1 protein-coding gene is annotated in these 913 nt (G+C 46.8%); it reads left to right on the top strand.

The window, feature by feature from the left end:
• A partial coding sequence (locus tag KE626_RS34480) for a PA14 domain-containing protein (RefSeq protein WP_211977709.1) occupies nucleotides 1-913 on the top strand: 913 nt, incomplete at both ends.

Here is a 913-nt window from a genome sequence, read left to right as displayed (position 1 = left end):
AAATACAAACTATTATTACAGGGTACGCCCGGTCAATGATTACGCTGCAGGCACTCTATCTGCGGAAGTGAAAGGTACTACAGCAGTTGACAGCTCTGCTCCTTCTGCCCCTCCATCATTAGCTATCAGCAGCTTTACCAACAACCAGGTTATTTTAACATGGACAGCTGCCTCCGACGACGCAGGAATCGCCGGTTACGACATCTATGCCAACAATGTACTTAAAACATCCGTTGGAAATGTGCTGACAGGCACCGTAACCGGCCTCGCAGACGGTACCCTGTATAATTTCTATGTGAAGGCGAAAGACGTGTCGGGTAAAACCTCCACGCCCAGCAACCAGGTAACTGTAAGAACCAAAAAGGCAAATCTTAACTATAAGTATTACACCGGTTCATGGAGTAACCTGCCAAACTTCAACAGCCTTACGCCGGCGCAAACTGGCAAAGCTTACATACCTGATCAGTCAGTAGTGCCTGCGGGAGTTACCACCAATTACGCCCTTATGTGGACAGGTTATATCCGTATACCCGTTACCGGTACCTATACGTTTGAAACCTATTCAGACGATGGCAGTAAGCTGTATTTCAATAAAACTTACAGCAGTCTTGCCGTTGCTACTGTAAACAATGATGGATCACATGGTGCTCAATATGCATCAGGCGCTGTTACCGTAAACGCCGGCGTATACCCGATCACCGTTACCTACTTCCAGGGCGGCGGAGGATCAGCTATGAATGTTTACTGGACCAGTACACAGGCAGGTATTAATACCAGGACCTTAATACCATCTGACGCATTTATTGATACGTCGGTAGTAAATGGCACCATTCCAACTGCACCAACAACACTGGCAGTGGCTGTAAACAATTACAGCAAACTTAACCTGACCTGGGCAGATAACAGTAATAAC

Source organism: Chitinophaga hostae (assembly GCF_018224885.1).
Classification (GTDB): Bacteria; Bacteroidota; Bacteroidia; order Chitinophagales; family Chitinophagaceae; genus Chitinophaga; species Chitinophaga hostae.
The sequence above is the reverse complement of the archived record's forward strand: the minus strand, read 5'-3'. Positions and strand labels throughout refer to the sequence as shown.